This is a genomic window from Candidatus Chloroploca asiatica (genome assembly GCF_002532075.1).
Taxonomy (GTDB): Bacteria; Chloroflexota; Chloroflexia; order Chloroflexales; family Chloroflexaceae; genus Chloroploca; species Chloroploca asiatica.
Map to the genome: position 1 here is coordinate 15,766 of NZ_LYXE01000106.1, position 18,117 is coordinate 33,882.

General features: G+C 58.9%; 10 protein-coding genes. 5 read left to right on the forward strand and 5 right to left on the reverse strand.

Annotation, left to right across the window (positions count from 1 at the left end; all coding sequences use genetic code 11):
- Positions 1 to 250: 250 nt before the first annotated feature.
- The 3 genes from A9Q02_RS13865 to A9Q02_RS13875 all read left to right on the forward strand — a co-directional run bounded on the left by A9Q02_RS13865 (position 251) and on the right by A9Q02_RS13875 (position 6,090).
- Positions 251 to 2,062 (forward strand): ABC transporter ATP-binding protein, encoded by a 1,812-nt coding sequence (locus A9Q02_RS13865; RefSeq protein WP_097653682.1) that lies wholly within the window; start codon positions 251 to 253, stop codon positions 2,060 to 2,062.
- Between the two features lie 211 nt (positions 2,063 to 2,273).
- The gene (locus A9Q02_RS13870; RefSeq protein WP_097653683.1) at positions 2,274 to 5,093 is read left to right on the forward strand and encodes a helicase C-terminal domain-containing protein; all 2,820 of its coding nucleotides are present in this window, start codon (positions 2,274 to 2,276) and stop codon (positions 5,091 to 5,093) included.
- Between the two features lie 13 nt (positions 5,094 to 5,106).
- Complete coding sequence (locus tag A9Q02_RS13875; protein ID WP_097653684.1) at positions 5,107 to 6,090, forward strand: DUF368 domain-containing protein; 984 nt, start codon at positions 5,107 to 5,109, stop codon at positions 6,088 to 6,090.
- A gap of 74 nt (positions 6,091 to 6,164) precedes the next feature.
- Here A9Q02_RS13875 and A9Q02_RS13880 read toward each other — a convergent pair whose 3' ends face one another.
- Complete coding sequence (locus A9Q02_RS13880) at positions 6,165 to 7,373, reverse strand: AGE family epimerase/isomerase (RefSeq protein WP_172450974.1); 1,209 nt, start codon at positions 7,371 to 7,373, stop codon at positions 6,165 to 6,167.
- A gap of 287 nt (positions 7,374 to 7,660) precedes the next feature.
- On the opposite strand from A9Q02_RS13880, the gene mmuM reads away from it, so the two are divergent.
- Entirely contained in the window at positions 7,661 to 8,596 is a 936-nt protein-coding gene (mmuM, locus tag A9Q02_RS13885) for a homocysteine S-methyltransferase (protein WP_097653703.1), read from the forward strand.
- A gap of 2,638 nt (positions 8,597 to 11,234) precedes the next feature.
- Here the strand turns inward: mmuM and A9Q02_RS13890 are convergent.
- The gene (locus A9Q02_RS13890) at positions 11,235 to 11,810 is read right to left on the reverse strand and encodes a nitroreductase family deazaflavin-dependent oxidoreductase (protein WP_097653686.1); all 576 of its coding nucleotides are present in this window, start codon (positions 11,808 to 11,810) and stop codon (positions 11,235 to 11,237) included.
- Positions 11,811 to 11,860: 50 nt separating this feature from the next.
- Between A9Q02_RS13890 and A9Q02_RS13895 the strand changes: the two genes are divergently transcribed.
- Positions 11,861 to 12,325, forward strand: coding sequence for a choice-of-anchor Q domain-containing protein (locus tag A9Q02_RS13895; RefSeq protein ID WP_097653687.1), 465 nt, complete (start codon positions 11,861 to 11,863; stop codon positions 12,323 to 12,325).
- Between the two features lie 95 nt (positions 12,326 to 12,420).
- On the opposite strand, the gene A9Q02_RS13900 is transcribed toward A9Q02_RS13895, so the two are convergent.
- The 3 genes from A9Q02_RS13900 to A9Q02_RS13910 all read right to left on the reverse strand — a co-directional run bounded on the left by A9Q02_RS13900 (position 12,421) and on the right by A9Q02_RS13910 (position 18,065).
- Entirely contained in the window at positions 12,421 to 15,192 is a 2,772-nt protein-coding gene (locus A9Q02_RS13900) for a phospholipid carrier-dependent glycosyltransferase (RefSeq protein ID WP_097653688.1), read from the reverse strand.
- Positions 15,192 to 16,004, reverse strand: a complete 813-nt coding sequence (locus A9Q02_RS13905) for a glycosyltransferase family 2 protein (protein ID WP_216361520.1) — start codon at positions 16,002 to 16,004, stop codon at positions 15,192 to 15,194. Before A9Q02_RS13905 ends, A9Q02_RS13900 begins: the two co-directional genes overlap by 1 nt.
- 132 nt (positions 16,005 to 16,136) lie before the next feature.
- Positions 16,137 to 18,065, reverse strand: coding sequence for a heavy metal translocating P-type ATPase (locus A9Q02_RS13910; RefSeq protein ID WP_097653689.1), 1,929 nt, complete (start codon positions 18,063 to 18,065; stop codon positions 16,137 to 16,139).
- Between the last annotated feature and the right edge of the window lie 52 nt (positions 18,066 to 18,117).

Consider the following 18,117-nt stretch of genomic DNA (forward strand, 5'->3'; position numbering starts at 1 on the left):
GGGGGCAACGCAAGGCCTGCCGCCCACGCACGGCAGAGGATGAAGGCTCGGCGGGGGCAACGCAAGGCCTGCCGCCCACGCACGGCAGAGGATGAAGGCTCGGCGGGGGCAACGCAAGGCCTGCCGCCCACGCACGGCAGAGGATGAAGGGTCGGCGGGGCAACGCAAGGCCTGCCGCCCACGCACGGCAGAGGATTTGGAGTGGCGTTCTTAAGACCTTCGCCGGAGGGTGTTTATCCTGGAGGAATCCATGGGTTTTATTTTTGACGGTCTGGATGCAGAAGAATACGACCGTAAATACGGCGATAAGATTCTAGTCAAACGGATTCTGAGCTACTTTCGGCCTGAAGCGCCGAAGATGATCATTGCTGCCGGGATGATTATTGCAACTGCGCTGCTTGATGCGGTGATACCGATCTTTATTGCACAGAATCTTGATCGTCTGCAGCCAGACACACCCTTTACGCAACTCGGCATGGTTGCCTTGGGCCTGGTCGCGCTGGCATCGACATCGTGGGTCTTCAACTTTATCCGTCAGACGCGCTCATCGCAGGCGGTCGGTGCGGTGGTACTCAAACTGCGCGAGGACGCGGCCGACGCCGTATTACGGCGTGATCTCTCGTTTTACGACCAGTTCCCGACAGGCAAGATCGTCAGTCGAGTGACGTCGGATACGGCAGCCTTCTCGCAAGTGATGGTACTGACGATGGAATTGATGAGTCGGCTGTTGCTCGTTGTGGTGCTGCTGATCTATCTGGCAACGATCAACCTGCAACTGACGCTCGTGTTACTGGGCCTGGCCCCTTTTATTGTCGGGGCAGCACTGGGTTTTCGAGCGCTAGCGCGGAAAACGATCACCGCATCGCGGCGGATGAATGCGACCGTGAGCGCCCATGTGCAAGAGACTGTGAGCGGCATCGGGGTCGCCAAGACCTTTCGGCAAGAGCCAGCGATCTACAACGAGTTTGTGCGGGTGAACAACCAGAGTCGGCGGGTGAATATGCGCACGCGCTACACCTTTAGCAGCATCTTCCCGCTGCTCAACATCCTGGCTGGCATCGGCACCGCGCTGCTTGTCTATCTTGGGGGCATGCAAGTACGGGGTGGTGGGCTGACACCAGGCGAATGGTTCCTCTTTATCCAGGGTTTGGCGCTCTTCTGGTTCCCACTGACCAGCATTGCCTCGTTCTGGAGTCAGTTCCAGCTTGGTCTAGCGGCAGGCGAGCGGGTCTTTGCCCTGATTGATGCCGAGCCAGAGGTCGTGCAACGAGGTGATGTGCGGCTACCGGAACTGAAAGGAGCGATCCGTTTTGCGCATGTCAATTTTGCGTACCGTCCAGGTGAGCCAGTTCTGCATGACTTCAACCTGACGATCCATCCGGGCGAAACGATTGCGCTGGTCGGACACACGGGGTCGGGCAAGAGCAGCATTGCGCGACTGGTTGCACGCTTCTACGAATTTCAAGAGGGCAGCATCACGCTTGATGGCACAGACATCCGCACCCTGAACCTGGCAGCATACCGCACACGATTGGGCATTGTCACGCAAGCGCCGTTTCTGTTTGATGGAACGGTACGCGAAAATATCCGCTATGGGCGACCGGAAGCCAGTGACGAAGCGGTGCGCGCAGTGGCAGAGCGGGTCGGTGGGGGAGACTGGATTGCAGGGTTGCCAGAGGGACTGGAGAGTCAGGTTGGCGAGCGGGGAGGGGGCCTCTCGATGGGGCAACGGCAGCTTGTCGCGCTAGCGCGGGTGTTGTTGCAAGACCCGGCGATCTGCATTCTTGATGAAGCAACGGCGAGCATTGACCCGTTGACCGAGACCTTGATCCAGGAAGGGCTAGACGAAGTACTGTTGGGGCGGACATCCATTGTGATTGCCCACCGACTGAGCACGATACGGTCGGCGGATCGCATTATTGTGCTGCGCAAAGGCGCAATCATTGAAGAAGGCAATCACGACCAGTTGATTGCAGCGAACGGACACTACGCCGAACTGTACAACACCTACTTTCGGCATCAATCGCTGGACTATATTGAAGGGACACGTCGGGCAGCGTAAGGGCACGGCAGCGCCGTGCCCCAACGACCGCGCCGTGCCCCAACGACCGCGCCGTGCCCCAACGACCGCGCGGGGGGGCCAACGCTCCCGCTAGAGCGTTGGGACATAGTAGATTAGGGTATAATGCAGCCTGGACTTGCCGATGTTTGCAGGTAAGGCCAGGCTGCATTTCTATGCCATAAGCACAAGATCTGGTGACGGAAAACTAGCTATGAACGAGCGCATTTATGTAGCGGTTGATGTTGAGACAACGGGGCTGGTTCCGGGGACGGATGAATTGATCGAAGTCGCGGCGGTTACCTTTCGTCGTCATGAAGTGCTCGACACCTACAGCCAGCTTGTGCAACCGCGCCAGCCGCTGCCACTCAAGATCACCCGTCTGACGGGCATCGCGCCCAAGGATGTAGCCGAGGCACCCTTCTTCAATATGATTGGGGGGGACTTTGCGCGTTTTATCAAGAGTTACCCGATTGTGGGGCACTCGGTCAGTTTTGACCTGAGCATGCTCCGTGCGCAGGGCATGAACTTTACGCAGCCGACGTATGACACATTTGAACTGGCAACCCTGCTGATGCCACAGGCACCGATCTACAAACTAAGCGCCCTGGCCGAACGGATCGGTGTACCGCACCCTGATGCCCACCGTGCGCTCAATGATGCGATCGTCACGGCGCATGTTTTCAACCACTTGCTTGACCTGCTCGAAGCGCTGAGTCTCGATGCCTTGAATGAGATCATGCGGTTGATCAACAAGATTGATTTCCCGATGCGCGATCTCTTTGAGCATACGGTGCGGGAGAAGACGCGGAACGCCTTTTTTGAGCCAGCGATGCCAGGGCGGATACAGCCACCCCCAACGATCTTTGAGATGGCACCGCCGCCAGGCCTGGGTGAGCCACAGCCACTCAAACCCACGGGTGACGCACGACCGCTTGACTATGATGACATTGCGGCCTTCTTTGCCCCAGATGGCCCACTCGGGCAACAATTTCCCGGCTACGAGCCACGGGCACCCCAGGTTCACATGGCGCAGGCCGTGGCCGAAGCCTTCAACCTGAGCGAACCATTGCTCGTCGAAGCGGGCACGGGTACTGGGAAATCGTTGAGTTACCTGATCCCCTCGGTCTTTTTCGCCACTCGCCGCGGCGAGCGGGTTGTCATTTCAACCAATACGATCAATCTACAAGATCAACTCTTCTTCAAAGACCTCCCGGCCTTGCAAACGATCATGGCCGCGAGTGGCATGCCTCCCTTTACGGCCTCATTGCTCAAAGGGCGCGGCAACTACCTCTGTCTCAAACGGTACTACGAAATGCAGCGGAGTGAGAACCTGAACCCGGACGAGGTACGGATGTTGCTCAAGGTTCAACTCTGGGTTCCTACGACCGAGAACGGGGATAAAGCCGAGTTGCTGCTGATGGATCGGGAAAACGTTGCGTGGAATCGGGTCAATGTCACACCCGAGACATGCATTGGCTCGCGGTGTCCACATTTTCGCGAATGTTTCTTTTTCAAGGCGCGGCGTCAGGCCGAAGCCTCGCATGTTCTGGTGGTCAACCACGCACTGCTCATTGCCGATCTCGCCGCGCAATCGCATGTCTTGCCGCCGTACGCGCACCTGATCATTGACGAAGCCCACAACCTGGAAGATGTCGCCACAGATCAACTGAGTTTCAAGGTAGATCAGGCGGCCATGCTAAAGTTTCTCGATGATATCTTTCAGACGGGCGGAGCACAAGTTGTCAGTGGGTTGCTGAGTGAATTGCCGGCGGCGTTGCAGGCCGGGGTAGACGAGCTTGTGGCAAAAAAAATTGCGCAAGCGAGCGACTTGATCCGTCCGGCGCTGGTACGGGCGCGCACCGCCGTGTACGAATGCTTCAACCTGTTGAATGCCTTTGTGATCCGCGAAGTGCAGGATAACCAGTATGACCCACGCCTGCGACTAACCCCGGGCATTCGCCAGAAGGCGGCCTGGCAAGAAGTACAAGTCGTCTGGGCGAACATGACCGACATCCTGACGGTCATTGGCACAGGACTGGCCGAGATCGAAGAGCAACTGCGCAATCTGGAGGCGAGCAAAGTCGACGGGTACGAGGAGCTCTTGATCCAGGTCGAATACCTGGGGCGGTTTGCCGTAGATGTACGGGTCAAGACGGGGCATATCATCTTTGGTGACGAAGCGATCATTGCCTGGTTGACGCTGGATCGGCAGCGCGACACCCTGACCCTAACGGCGGCACCACTCAGTGTTGCCGATATGTTGCAGGCCCAGCTCTTTGCGCAAAAAGCAACGAGTGTGCTTGCCTCGGCAACGCTGACGATCGAGACAAGCTTTGAGTTTGTCAAAGATCGCCTGGGGTTGCCTGAGGCCAACGAACTGGAGCTCGAATCGCCCTTCGACTACGAAAAACAGGCGCTAGTCTATATCCCGAGTGACATCCCCGAGCCGAATCAGCGAGGGTATCAACAGGCGATTGAGCAGGCGCTGATCGAACTCTGCACCGTCACAGGCGGGCGCACCCTGGCCCTCTTTACCGCGAATAACGCCCTGCGCCAGACCTACCATGCGATCCAGGAACCACTAGAAGCCCAGGAAATAGCGGTACTGGCGCAGGGGATTGATGGCAGTCGGCGGGCGTTGCTCGACCGTTTCAAAGAATTTCCACGCACGGTCTTGCTCGGCACAAACAGTTTCTGGGAAGGAGTAGACGTTGTCGGCGATGCGCTCTCGGTGCTCGTGATTACAAAACTTCCGTTCAGCGTACCGAACGATCCAATCTTTGCGGCCCGTAGCGAGCGCTTTCAGGATCCGTTTGGCGAATTTTCGGTACCGCAGACGATTCTGCGCTTCAAGCAGGGCTTTGGGCGTCTGATCCGGAGTCGCGAAGATCGGGGGATTGTGGTCGTGCTTGATCGACGGCTGTTGAGCAAGAAATATGGTCAGCAGTTCCTCGACTCCTTGCCCAACACCCGCGTGCGTACAGGGCCGTTGAATCAGTTGCCGGTGCTGGGGGAACGGTTTTTAAAATAATGGAGTTAGCTAGATGAATTCTGAAGATACAAGTCCGCGTCGCCCTTTTTCTGCGCTACGCCTCTTTTTGACCGGGTTTGCGATGGGCATTGCCGACCTGATCCCAGGGGTATCGGGCGGAACAATGGCGTTCATTCTTGGGGTCTACGAGCAATTACTCGATGCGATCAAATCCTTCAATGTACGCCTGTTGCAACTGTTCGGAAAGCGTCAATGGCGTGAGGCGTTTGGACAGATTCCCTGGACGTTTCTCATTCCGCTCGGTCTGGGCATCGGGGTTGCCATTATTTCCATGGCACGTACGATGCGTTTTTTGCTCGAGAATTACCCGATCTACCTCTTTGCTTTTTTCTTTGGCTTGATTCTTGCCTCGATTATCGCTGTTGGTGTGACCGTACGCTGGAATCCGACAACCCTGGTCGCACTCGTGGTTGGTACAGTTGCCGCGTTTATTATTGTTGGCCTGGTGCCACTCAATATGCCAAATGATCCGCTGACCCTCTTTTTGAGTGGCACTGTTGCGATTATGGCGATGATTCTGCCAGGTATTTCAGGATCTTTTATTTTGCTTATTCTTGGGCAATATGCCTATGTGCTCAATGCTGTTTCAGAGTTCAACCTGTTGGCGATCATTCCGCTGGGGCTCGGGGCCGTCGTCGGTTTGTTGGGGTTTGCGCGAGTCTTGAGTTGGTTGCTGAAGCATTATCACGGAGTGACCGTGGCAGTGCTCGTCGGCTTTATGGCGGGTTCATTGCGCAAAATCTGGCCCTGGAAAGAGGTACTCGAGACGATGCTTGATCGTCACGGTGAAATCGTCCCCCTACGCGAACGCAATATCTTGCCCGATTTTGCTGGCCCAGAATTCTGGATCGCCCTGCTGCTGGCGGTGATTGGCTTTTTCTTACTCAGCTTTATTGACCACCTGCAGACCAGAGCAAACCCGATCTTCCGTTGGATGGGCCCTCGGCGAGGAACCAAGCCTGTTGCGTCGCCATAAGGAGATCCTTTGAACAGACCACAAACGCCAACTAAGCTGGCGTTTGTGGTCTGTTCAGCAACAACGGCTTCCCTCTATCGCATGCGCCGCAATAATTCCATACAGGCACGGGGGTGTTGATAGGCCTGTTCGTAGATCCCCACTTTATAACGATCAGGCAGAGGAGTGCCGTCGAGCGCCAGGGATTTGAACCAGTCCCCATGTACTCGATCAATGAAATGGTCTTCGATGTAGAACCAGATGTTCGCCGCTGCTTCGGCGAAGCAGGCTTCGCCTGAGAGCTGAAAGGCGGTATACATACCAATCAGGGTTTCGGCTTGTGCCCACCAGCTTCGTTCAACACTGTTGGTGACCGGGCGCACCCCGCCATCAGGGTCGATGCCATCTTTGTAGACAACAGTAGCAAGCCCCAGAACCGCTTCACGCACCCGCGCCTGGAGATCGCGGTTCCCCTGAACAGTGGCAGCCTCAACGAGAAACCAGCTACTCATACTATCGTGGCCGTACGAAATATTGCCAGTCAGGGGCCGCCAGGTTGTATCAAAGCAGAGCCGTAGATGGCCCGTCACTGGATCAATGCCTCGCGTAAGGATGTTTTCGATCATCGCACGCTGGCGCTCACGCAGCAGGCTATCGTCCCAGATGCGCAAGAGATTCGTGTAAGCTTCGAGCAAATGCAGCAGCGTCGGCATCGAAAGATAGACATAGTTCGAGGTGTAGCGCTCATCTTCCCAGACCGGCACATGCCAGGTACGATTGGAACCCTCACTATAGCCATCACAGCGCGGATTGTAGATACTCGCCTCGATCAACTGGAAGATTTCTTTGGCAAGCTGCAAGCTATTGGGGTCGCCGGTTGCGCTATGATGTTCAGCGAGGCCATACACGGCCATCGCCTGCGCAACGGTCGTCTTGCGGGTATCGAGCGGTCGCCCCCACATATCGACTGTCCAAAAGATCCCACCATATTCTTCATCCCAGAAGGCGAGGCGCAGATAACGGAACGCTCGACCGGCCATTTCGAGGTATTCGGGGCGACGGTAGGTGCGATAGGCAGCCGCAAAGATCCAGAGGATCTGCGCACAGATCAATGCCACGCGTGGAACTTCGTTGAGTGACCGCAGATCACGGGTGACCGCACCATAAAAACCGCCACGCGGACGATCAACGACACGGTACATCCAGAAGGGCAAAATATTGCCCAGTAACTCCTCTTCAATTTTCTGGCGCAAAAATATGCGCTGCAGGCCTGGCGCTGCCCGGATTTGCTCTATTTCAGACATGGGGCTCTTCTCCACTCCACCAGGACTTGCTTGTTTTGGGGGCCGTTCGATCAGACTGTAGGTCATACCACACCTGCGAATGCATGCCACGTTGCCTTCAACACGTTGCCTACCTGGGCTAACGACACTCATGAGATAAAGACTTGTCCTCTTCCAGCATACACGCTCCGGTTTCAAAGAACTTGATTTGTACTATCCGTACTATAATAAGGGCAAGGGTTTGTGCGATATAAGTCCCTGCGGGGCACCGCTGGTTCACCAGCAGCATTTTTCTTGGGGAGAGACGGATGGATCCTATTGCGCACATGCTTCAGATGCATCCTTTTCTGGTGCTTGATGGAGCGATGGCAACCGAACTTGAGCGACGCGGCTGCAACCTCAATGATCCGCTCTGGTCGGCCAAGATCTTGCTTGAGGCACCCGAGTTGATCCGGCAGGTTCACGCTGACTATTTTGCGGCCGGGGCTGATGTGGCAATTACGGCAAGTTACCAGGCGACCTTTGAGGGCTTTGCCAGCCGGGGGCTTGAACGAGCGGTGGCCGCAGCGTTGATGCAGCAGTCGGTGCGCCTTGCGCTTGAGGCCCGTGATCATTTCTGGGCCAACCGGGCCAACCGAGTGGGCCGTTCACGGCCGCTCGTGGCTGCGTCGGTTGGGCCATATGGTGCGTTTCTCGCCAATGGCGCTGAGTATCATGGTGACTATGGGTTGAGCGAAGAGGCCCTGATGGAGTTTCATCGTCCACGTATGGCGGTACTCGCGTCCGCAGGGGCCGACCTCTTTGCCTGTGAGACGATCCCCTGTCTCGCCGAAGCGCGTGCGCTGGCACGCCTCTTGCCCGAATTTCCCGAGATGTGGGCCTGGATCAGTTTTACGGCACGCGACGAGAAGACGATTGCGCAAGGTGAGTCTTTTGCCGATTGCGTGGCTCTACTCGAAGCGTATCCCCAAATTGCCGCTCTCGGCATCAATTGCACGGCTCCTCGCTATCTCAACGGGTTGATCCGTACGGCCCGCCGCGTAACGACGCGGCCCATTTTGGTCTATCCAAATTCGGGTGAAGAGTACGAGGTCGCATCACGGTCGTGGTCGGGAGAATGCTCGAGTGCCGATTTTGGGACACAGGCGCGTACCTGGTATGCGCTCGGGGCAAAACTCATCGGTGGGTGCTGCCGGACGACGCCAGACCATATTCGAGCGGTGCGGTCGATCTTGTATACATAAAAGGTGACGCCCTGGCCGTCGGGAAAGGCCGGTCCCTCGGCTGTAGGCGTCGCGTTCACACCAAGGATTGGAGCAAGAGCGGCGGCTTCTTCCTTGGCGAAATAGCCCGAAAGCAGGAAGATCGCGTCGGGCTCGGCTGGCTCTGAAAGCTCTGCGCCCGCAAAGCTCTGCACGACCAGGCCAGTGGTGAGAAAGGCAAAGACCGGGTCGCTGCGCACAACTTCGGGGACATAGACCTGGGTTGCGAGTGTCCCGCCATTTGCTTCGGCAAGCTCACGGACATACGCGCCCATCTGGCTCTGCACCGGGTAAAAGACGAGAAAGACTTCGCGCTGCGGCGGCATGAGCACAAAATAGACCGCTGCATTGAGCGCAAGCACAAGAGTGACCAGCGTTGCGCCAACACCCTGCGTTAGCCACCGCGGTCTGCTTGCGGCAGGCCAGCGCTGCGTCAAGCTGTGCCACAGGGCGATCCACCCCACGGCGGCGATCATGAAGGCAAAGGCCGCCGCTGAAAACCCACGCAAGCCGTGTGGCCCATTGACGGCAAGCGCACTCGGCACCAGGCCAAGCGCCAGCGCCCCCGCAAGCATCAGGCTCCGCCAGTCAAGTGGGTAACGGAGCAATCCGGCAACCCCGAGCAGCATGCCGATACCCGTCACATAGTCGAGCATCGGACGCCCCGGGGCGTGATGACGCCCATTCAAATCACCTTCGCCGTGAAACATCAACAGATGCTGCCGCAGGGTTGTGTCAAGCATGCGTAGCGGCGGTTCCCCACGCCGGGCTTCTTCACTCAAGAGAAAGACCTGGCTCACCCGGTCATTGAAGGCGTCGGGCTGATTGAAGGCATAGATCACCAGCGGCGTGACGGTGAGCACCAGACCCACCGCCGCCGCCAGGCTGCCCACCAACCACCCGCGCCAGGCCTGCGGCGCACGCACCAACAAGAGCAGCGCCAGCCACGCCGCAATGATCGGGGCCATTCGCCCGGTGTGGTAGGTCTGCACCGCCAGACCAAGGCAAACCCCACCGAGCAAGCAGGCGAGCAAGGCACGCATACGTTGCCCAACCGACAAGACGGTCAACTCTTTCTCCGCACCGGCGGAAGGCTGAGCGCAAAGCCCCCAGCCAAGCAACCAGAGGCCGCAGAGCGTCAACAAGGGGTCAAAGACGGTAGGAAAAGCGAGGCGACTGACGGTGATATGCCAACTAGAGACAGCGAGGAAGAGCGCCGCGAGCAACCCGATGCTGCGACGGCCACTGAGCCAGGTGGCAAACCCATAGAGCGGCAAGACGGTCAGCGCCCCGGCGAGACCACTGACAACGCGCATTGACCAGAGATTTTCGCCCCAGAAGTGCAGCGCAAGCGCAAAGGGGTAGAGGCCGAGCGCCGGCATATTGACGCGGTTGCTGGCGATATAGATCGGGCGATAGTCAGCGTAATCGCGGATCAACTGCGCAAACATGCCGTGACGCGCCTCATCACGCCACAGGCCAAAGGGTAGTTCATGAAGCCGATAGAAGCGCAGCCCGAGGGCAAGCAGAAAGATGAGGCCGAGTAACAGTAGGGCATATTTCCGGGAAAGATCGGGGCCTCCCTGCGCCCAGAGATCCTTGCCGAGCCCATACGGGCCACCGGTCATCAGCATAAGGGCCACGAGCGCCAGGATCAACCCGCCGGCGACGCTGAGTTGCGTATTGAGCAGACCAACCGCCACAGCAAGCAGCGCCATCGCTGCGCTCAGGGTCAGCGCACCAGACGCCGACGGGGCATTGGACGCATTGCGTGGACGAGACGCCCACGCTCCCAGGAGCGGGAGGGTGCTGACGGACACAACAACCAGCAACAGAGTGGCCGTGCCGAGGATCCACGGCGTGGGCGGTAGCGCCCAGGCGAGACCAGAGGGATCACGGAAGGCCCAGACAAGCAAGAGTGCACCGCCGACCGCACTCACCAGACTCGCCCGCCGCCAGAGATGCCTGCGTTGGCGCGGCAAGAGCAGTGCATCGAGCCAGGCAATCGCGGCAACGATCACCGCGAGCACCCAGGTCAGCCATACTGCACGAGCAAACGCAGGCGTCTGGATGCCACCGATGCGTTCAAGTTGAAGAGCGGCGACAGGAATGCCAAGGGGGCGAAAATCAAGATCATCGGCGGTAACACCGGGATCGCTGACGGCTGTGACCAGATTGAGTGGGCGAGCCACGCCCGATGCCGTCGCAACGGTATCAGGGGGCAAAAGCAGCGTATAGGTACGCCAGCCATCCTGCACATCAAAGCGCACAACGTCAATTGAAGCCTGTTGCAACCTCACCGACGGCGTTTCCTCGGCAAGCAAACGCTCACCATTGAGGCGCAGACGCAGGAACGATGGCGCCGGCGTAGCGCCGTGCAAGAGCAACCGAGCCTCGGGGCCACTCCAGCGAAAGGTTTCACCGGCCCCAACCTCGGGCTGATAAAACCCGCTCACAAAACGGCTATCGCCAGGCACGCCAAGGTCAACAAAAAGCGGCGGTGCCAGGCGCAGTACTAACCCAAGCAGCGGAGCGACCAGCATCAATACGAACAAAGGCACCAGGTATAGGCCCTGAGGCAAACGAAAACGAGGCAAAGCGATCATAGTTGTTCTCTCGTTTAGCGACGGGGCCAACCACGTCCCAGCAGGAAAGCTAGAAGAACCAACAATGGCCAGAGCCAGATCACGTCGCCTGGCCCACCAGATCCAGCGAGAGGAGCAACGCGACGCAAACGCAGCAACCGGTAAGAGGCAGTGCCAGCATCCAGATCCGCATCGCTCAGACGGTGGGGGTTTATCCCGGCCAGATAGGCGGCAAAGCCACTTCCCTGGAGCACATCACGCATGATCGCCGTCTTGCCCGCGCTCTCGGTGACATCCTCCACCTCAACGAGCCAGCGTCCGTCGGGGAGCCACACCTCAGTGCGCGGCTGAGCCATAAGATTGTGATACCAATCGGCGCTGCGGCCAAATCCTGACGTAACATACACGTCACCATCGCGTTCGGCGTAATTGACTGGCGTGCGATAGAGGCGCCCGCTTTTGCGACCCGTATGGATCAAGATAAGAAAGCGCCCGATTCCTGACGGCCAAAAATTAAGGTACGCTCCCATGCCTACGCGCCAATGCCATAGCATCAGAGGATTTAGCCGTTTGAACATCTGCCGCAAGAGGTGCTCACTGGTTTGTGACATAGATTTAGCTCCTTACCCGACAAGGCTTGCGTCAAGGTAGTATAACGCACTTGTTCACGAGGAGTCAGGGGGCGCATGCCACCCTGGCGAACAACCAGGCCGCCATCGCCGGCGATGCGATCTACGAAGATTCCCCGCAGACCCGGGCCAATCCGGGCGTGGTGCAGCTTGTGAACACGGTCATCTTTGGCTATCCGGTCAACTGCGATGGCGGGCTGTTTCAATCGCTCGGTCGCGACCTGAGCCAGGGCAGTTGCGCGTCGTTGAGCACCGCCATCGATCGGGATGCCTTCACCGGTGATCTGTTGCTCGGCAATCTGACCTATAACGGCGGACGCTTCCCGATGCAAACCCTGCTGCCGCAACCCGGTAGCCCACTCATTGACGCCGGCGATCCGACGGCTTGCCAGGCCACTGATCAACGCGACGCCTCCCGCGTGGGCACATGTGACCTGGGTGCCGTGGAATATGGGGCACGTGCGTTTGCCGTGCTTATGCCTTTGATCAAGCGATAGCGATCGCACAGAGGCATTGCGAGGCCGTGCAACATTTTTTCGCCAGCAAAAAAGCCAGCAATGCTGGCTTTTTTGCTGGCGAGCGAGAGCAAACATCACGGCGATACACCCACCTCATACATATAAAACGTCACCCCTTGCCCGTCAGGAAACGCTGGTCCACTGCCCGTCGGTGCGGCGTCTGTTCCAAGGATCGGGGCGAGCACAGCGGCCTCTTCGTCGGCAAAGTAGCCCCCAAAGAGAAAGAGTGCCCCTGGTTCCGGCGGCGCCGATAGGCTTGCCCCGCGAAAGGTTTCGATGTGCAGGCCTGAGGTCAGAAACATGAAGATCTGATCATTTTTCAGGCCTTCAGCGACGTAGATCTGCCTTGGCAGTTCGCCGCCGTTTTCGTTTGCGACGGCACGAATGTACGCCCCCATCTGGCTCTGCACTGGGTAGAAGACGAGAAAGACTTCGCGCTGCGGTGGCATCACGACAAAATAGACCGTTGCGTTGAGCACGATCACCAGGCTCGCCAGCATTGCCACGATGCTGCGGCGCATGCCCCGCGCAAGCTGCACCCCGCGCTGGCGCAGGCTCCACCCAAGGGCGCTCCAGCCCAGGGCCGCAATGATCACGCCATACGCAGCGGCGTTGAGGCTTCGCATGCCGTGGGGGGCATCGACCGCCAGCGCGCTCGGGGCCAGGCCCAGCAGAAACAAGCCGGCCACGATCAGGGTGCGCCAATCACGCACCGAGCGGAGCAAGACGACGCTGCCGAGCAGCAGGCCAATGCCGGTGACATAGTCGAACATCGGTCGTCCGGGGGCGTGGTGCCGCCCATTCAGGTCGCCCTGCACGTGAAACATCAGCAGGTGCTGCCGGAATGCCTGGTCAAGCATTTCTAGCGGCGCGGCCCCTTGCCGCGCCTCGTCACTCAAGAGAAAGACCTCGCCCACCCGGTCGTTGAAGGCTTCGGGTTGGTTGAGCGCAAAGAGCAGCAGCGGTGTCACGGTCAGCAACAGCCCCAGGCTTGCCACAAGACTGCCACGCAACCAGCCGCGCCACGCCTGTGGCTCGCGCAACAAGAGCACCAGCGCCAGCCACGCCGCCGCCACAGGGGCCAGCCGTCCCGTGTGATACGTCTGCATCGCCAGACCAATGCTCGCGCCCCCGAGCAGACAATACGCCATCCAGAAGAACCGGTGGTGCCCCGGGCGAGCATCAGTTCCCCTCGCCAACGGGCTGCCCGTCGTGTGCGACAGGATCGGTGGGTACACGTGCGCTGTTCGCCCCCCTCCGCTCAGCCCCAACCCGAGCAACCAGAGGCCACTGAGGGTCAGCAGTGGGTCAAAGATCGTAGGAAAGACGAGCCGACTGACCGTAATATGCCAACTTGAGACCGCCAGCAAGAAAGCCGCAACAAGCCCGATGCTGCGGCGCCCGCTGAGCCACGTCGCAAAGCCGTAGAGCGGCACGACCGTCAGCGCCCCGCCGAGGCCACTCATCACGCGCATCGACCAGAGATTCTCGCCCCAGAGGTGCAAGGCGAGCGCAAAGGGGTAGAGCCCGAGCGCAGGCAGGTGGATCGAGAGCGGTGCGGCATTGAGGTCGAGTTGCGATGCATCGAGGTTCTCGTTGGCGATATAGATCGGTCGATAATCAGGGTAATCACGAATGCGCTGGGCAAAAAGACCGTGACGCGCCTCGTCGCGCCACAGGCCAAACGGCATCTCATCAAGTCGAAAGAGCCGCAACCCGATGGCGAGCACCAGGATCAGGCCGAGCAGCAGCAGGGCATATTTCTGGGAAAGATCGGGGCCACCATGTGCCCACCCATCCTTGCCGAGCCCATACGGGCCACCGGTCACCAACATAAGGGCCACGAGCGCCAGGATCAACCCGCCTGCCAGACTTGTCTGCGTATGCAACAGCCCAACCGCGACCGCCAGCAGCGCCATCCCCGTCACCAGGGCGAACCCCGACGTTCCCCCCACCCCCAACCCCTCCCCCACGAGGGGGGAGGGGCGTTTTCCCGCACCGCCTTCAGGCGTTTGCGCATCACCTCGCTCCGCGTCCCCCGCAAGCGCGAAAACCAACCCAACCCCCAGCAAGAGCGTGCCTGTCCCCAGGATCCACGGCGTGGGTGGCAAGACCCAGGCAAGCCCGAAGGGATCGCGTGCGGCCCAGAGGATCAGGATTGTTCCACCAAACCCGATCACCAGACTCGCCCGTAGCCACAGGCTTGCTCGTCGGCGCGGCAAGAGCAGCGCATCAAGCAAGGCCAGGCTGCCAGCAACCAGCGCCAGCAACCAGGTGAGCCAGAGCGACCGGATAAGCGCGGGCGTGTGTGGCCCTTCCAGGGCAGCGACGCCAACATGCGATACGGGCAGCCCAAGGGGGCGAAAATCACGGGCCGTATCGCTGGCCCCAGGCGTGCTCACCGCAGTCTCGAGGGCGAGCGGAAGCGCAGAACCAGCGGGCGTCGCCACTGCCCCCGAGGGCAGCAGGATCTCATAGCTACGCCAACCGGCCTGCACCGCAAAGCGCGCCACCTCGCTGGTACCCTGGATAAGCGCAACCTCGGGGGCGCCCTGGGCAAGAAGGCGCTCGCCACTCAACTGGAGCAAGAATACCGTAGGATCCGCAGGGGCACCGTGCAACACAAACCACGCCTCGGGACCACTCCAGCGAAAGCTTTCGCCAAAGCCAGTTTCAGGGGTATAAAAACCGCTGAGAAAACGAAGATCGCCCTCGTCGCCAACATCAACCTGGAGCGGCGGGGCCGTGCGGAGAGCCAGCACCAGGAGCAGGGCGGTAAGCCCGAGCAACAGCAGAGGAACAAGCGAACGAGTGAAACCCTGGCGAAGAGCGCGACCAGCCCCCACTACTGACGCTCACCAAGAATAGCCTCGCTATGATGTGGACTGATCACATCAGCCAGACGAGCACTAAACTGACGATAACGGCGCAGACCAGCGCGGTGCAGCATCATGCGGCGCAGGACATTAAGCGTTGCGAGCCCATAGACAACCGAGCGCTGAAAATTGACTGAGGATGCCTCTTCAAAATAGCGGGTTGGCACCGCAATCTCGCCAATGCGAAAGCCGTACTGCACCGCCTGCACAATCATCTCGGTATCAAAGACAAAATCATCCGAGTTGAGCAAAAACGGTACGGTCTCAAGCAAACGACGGTTGTAGGCGCGAAACCCGGTATGAAACTCAGAGAGGTTGAGGCCGAGCACAGCATTTTCACAAATCGTCAGAAACCGGTTCGAGATATACTTCCAGACTGGCATGCCCCCGTCGAGCGCCGGAATACCATGTTGACCCGGCTGGCGCTTCAAACGCGAACCAAGCATCATATCGTATTCACCGGCAACGATCGGGCGAATCAACTCAACAATGCGCGTCGAATCATACTGATAATCGGGGTGGAGCATCACCACAATATCGGCTCCATCGCGTAACGCCTCAAGGTAGCAGGTCTTTTGGTTGCCCCCATACCCGCGATTCTGGATATGGATCACCACCTCGATCCCGAGTTGCCGAGCAATCTCAACCGTCTCATCGCGGGAAACATCATCAACCAGGATGACGTGGTCAACCACACCAGGCGGAATATCATGATACGTCCGTTCGAGCGTACGAGCGGCATTATAGGCAGGCATCACGACAACAACGCGAGGCTTCTTCATCCCAGGCATTCTCCGCATACGACACAACGCGAGCAAACCACCCTGATTATAGCAGAATTTGGGTGATGGATGGCGCTGCTACGCAGCGCCATCCATCACCCAAGTATGAGCCAGGCAAAGCTCTCATTCGTTCTACCGATGGGCTAACAGGCGCAAGCCGTTGAGCACAACGATAATCGTACTCCCCTCGTGCCCGACGACGCCAAGGGGCAACGGGATGCCGATGGTGAGCGTCGCGATGACAAGCACCACGACGACAGTGAGGGCAAAGCTGATATTCTGCCAGACGATGCGCTGGGTGCGTTTACTCAGCTTGACGGCATAGGCAATGGCACTGAGGTCATCACGCATCAAGACAATATCAGCCGTTTCGAGGGCCGCATCGGTGCCCGCCGCGCCCATCGCAATGCCACTGGCGGCAGCGGCCAGCGCCGGAGCATCATTGACCCCATCGCCAACCATGGCCGTCGGCCCATAGCGACGGCCCAGATCCTCAACAATGCGCAGCTTATCTTCGGGCATCAGGCTGGCGTGAACTTCGTCAATGCCGAGACGACGCCCCAACGCTTCAGCGACACGCTCATTGTCCCCGGTGAGCATCACAATGCGTTCGATGCCTGCGGCGCGCAACTCAGCCAGTTGCGCGGCAGCATCGGGGCGCTCGCGATCCATCACGGTAATCAGACCCAACCAGCGCCCACCACGGGCTGCCAATAACACCGTGCCACGGCCTTCGAGCGCCAGACGATCTGCTTCGTCCAGCAATTCCTGGGGCACCGGCAAACCGGCGTGGGCAAAGAGTTTTGGTGCGCCAACGAGGGTCTCTTGACCCTCCCAGGTCGCACGCACGCCCATGCCCGTCACCGCCTCGAAAGCTTCGGGTTCGTCGGTCTCCAGACCTTGGGCCTCGGCGTATGCAAGGATCGCCCTGGCGATCGGATGTTCGCTTTGGGCCTCGGCACGGGCCACTGCCGTGAGCAACGCATGCGCTGTTACGCCGGGCTGCGGCAAGATATCGGTCACTTCAGGGCGACCATAGGTGAGCGTCCCCGTCTTATCAAAGGCAATGACCTTGACGCGACTCAACTCTTCAAGATGGGCACCACCCTTGAAGAGTACCCCTTTGCGCGCAGCGTTGGCGATGGCACTGAGCAGCGCAGCGGGCACGCTGATCACCAGAGCACACGGCGATGCAACGGTCAGCAAAACCATACCACGATAAAAATTATCGCTGAAGTTCACCCCAAAGAGCGGTGGCACCAGCAGAATAAAGAGGGCCACAGTTGCAATGACACCCATCGCATACCACTGCTCGGCGCGGTCGAGAAAGCTCTGCGTTTGCGCCTTGCGGGCCTGGGCATCGCTGACCATGCCAATAATGCGGGCCAGGGTGCTCTCTTCGGCCGTTTTCGCAACCTGCATATCAAGGGCACCACTCTGATTGAGCGTACCGGCCAGGATCGTCGCACCGACACCCTTTTGCACCGGCATGGACTCACCGGTGATGGCCGACTCATCGAAATTACCGGTACCCTGAATGATCACGCCATCAAGCGGCACCCGATCACCTGGGCGCAGCACAACGAGATCGCCAGGCACAATTGCCTCAAGCGGCACCTCTTCAAGCTCGCCATCACGCCGGATCGTCACCGTATCAGGGCGCAACTCGAGCAGTGACGAGATCGCGCTGCGGGTGCGATTCATCGCATAGTTCTGTAACACATTGCTCAGCGAAAAGAGGAAAAGCAGGATCGCCCCCTCGGTCCAGGCGTCCACATAGGCCGCTCCAAGCGCTGCGAGCACCATCAACAGATCGACCTCAATCGTGCGCTCGCGCAGGGCTTTGATGATCGCAATGACGGCAAAGAAACCACCGACAAAATAGGTAGCCATCCGCACCGTCAAAAGCAGGCCGGGGGCCGCCTCTACGCGTTCTAGCAGAACACCGACAACAATGCCGACCAGGGTCAATAGAACAAACAATTGTTCAACAAAAGTCGCATCAAACTGAAGACGACGTTCAGGCTTTGTTTCAGGACGTGAGGTTGATAACGTAATCATATGGTGTTCCTTTAGGAGGCGTGTGCCCCCCAACCAGAGGCTACCGTGCAGC